Here is a 1,598-nt window from a genome sequence, read left to right as displayed (position 1 = left end):
GCGCGGCCGGCGACGGCGCATGGTGCGGCGACGCGGCGGCGGGTGCGGGCGTGACGGGCGCGGGCTCTTCGACAGAGGGCTCCGCCTCGGCGCGCGGCGCCGGCACGATGCGCTCGATCAGCACCAGCTCGAGGTCCGGGGCGCGCGGCAACGGCGGCGGGATGCGCATCAGCAGCCAGACCATGAACGCCGTCGACGCCAACGCCAGCGCAGCGGCGCCCAGGCGTAACGGCAATTCGGGCGATGACTCGTCTGCGCGCATGCATCCTGCTCGGAAAAACGCCGCGTGCGTGCGCGCTGCGATGCGCGCGGGCTTGCGTGCGCTCGGCGAAGCGTGGCGGTTGCGGCGGAACGGGCGCGGAGCGCGTGTGGCGCGATCCGCGGTCCCGAAGCGCGGCGACGCGGAGCGCGACGGATCGCCGGAGCGCGGCGGCCGCAGGCGCGGACGACGCGGCTGCGGCCTTCACCCGGGCGATATCGGCGACATCGCGCAGGTGACCAACGCGCGCGCCCAATGCGCCCGCGAAACCGCGCCGGCGATGCCGGCGGCTCGCTGCGCGCGCGGATCGGGTCGAGGCGACGATAACGAGGAGCGAGGGCGCAGGAGAATTAAATTTCCGTTGCCGACGCCGCGACGGCGAGAACGGTGTAGCTCGCGTTCACGAACCGGCGACGCGTGCGTCCGCACGCATGCGCGAACGCGAGGCGCGCGCGTCGCGCAGCCTGCGCGCGGCGGCGCTCAGCGCCTGCGGAACGCCGGCACCAGCGCGCCTTCGGCGAGCTTGCCGTTGGCCCGCCACACCACCGTGCCGGGCGGGAACTCTTCGCTGCGCGCGAAGGCCGTGGCCTGCGCGGCCAGCACCTTGATCGCGCCGGCGCTGGACGGGTTCCAGGCGAACACACCCTGCTTGCCGTACCACACCACCGGCGTGGTGGTGTCCAGACGCGTGTCGGGACACAGCGCATAGCCGCGCGACTCCAGCACCTTGAGCGCCGCCGCCGGCACCGCGGCCACGCCCGGGCGGGTGCGCGCGTCGGAATGCTCGGGACAGGTCTCGGCCGAACGGGCCATGGCGGCGGCATGGGTCGCGTTGTCCTTCGCCGGCGCCTGCGCGCGCCGCTTCTGCGCCTCGGCGTGCGGGGCGAGGATGAGCAACAGCCCCAGGCTGGATCCGAGGATGCGCGACTTGCAGTTCATGACGACTCCGAAAACGAAACGTGAGGGCTCGAAAGGTGGCGCGGGCGCGGCGGCGACGGACGGGCTGCGCGCTGTTCAGCCGCGCAGCATAGCAACCAAAAGTGTGCCATTTCGTGTCGACTGCCGGCTCTGCCAGGGCGCGGCGGCGGCCGTGCCCAGACAGTGTCCCAGGCCAGGGTCGCAGGGTCCGCGATCACGCGGGGTGAAGCTGAATCCGGACGGGACGACTTGCATCGACTGTATCGTTTTGAGCTATAGTCCGTCCAAATCAAGACGGAATCAGCACCATGAGCAAAGCCGCCAAGCCGTCCGCCGCGGCCAAGGGCGCCGCCAAGGCCGTCGCCAAGCCGGCCAAGCCGCCCGCGCGCGGCCGCGCCGACGCGCAGGCCGGCCAGCGCCT

At 72.9% G+C, this 1,598-nt stretch carries 2 protein-coding genes; both read right to left on the bottom strand.

The window, feature by feature from the left end; translation table 11 throughout:
* Positions 1 to 262 (bottom strand): hypothetical protein (locus A7A76_RS04070; RefSeq protein WP_428995078.1); only part of this gene is annotated, 262 nt, incomplete at its 3' end.
* Between the two features lie 477 nt (positions 263 to 739).
* Positions 740 to 1,198: a hypothetical protein gene (locus tag A7A76_RS04065; RefSeq protein ID WP_206409995.1), complete on the bottom strand. Its 459-nt coding sequence runs from the start codon at positions 1,196 to 1,198 to the stop codon at positions 740 to 742.
* Positions 1,199 to 1,598 lie beyond the last annotated feature (400 nt).

Source organism: Lysobacter enzymogenes, assembly GCF_017168095.1.
GTDB lineage: Bacteria > Pseudomonadota > Gammaproteobacteria > Xanthomonadales > Xanthomonadaceae > Lysobacter > Lysobacter enzymogenes_D.
The sequence above is the reverse complement of the archived record's forward strand: the minus strand, read 5'-3'. Positions and strand labels throughout refer to the sequence as shown.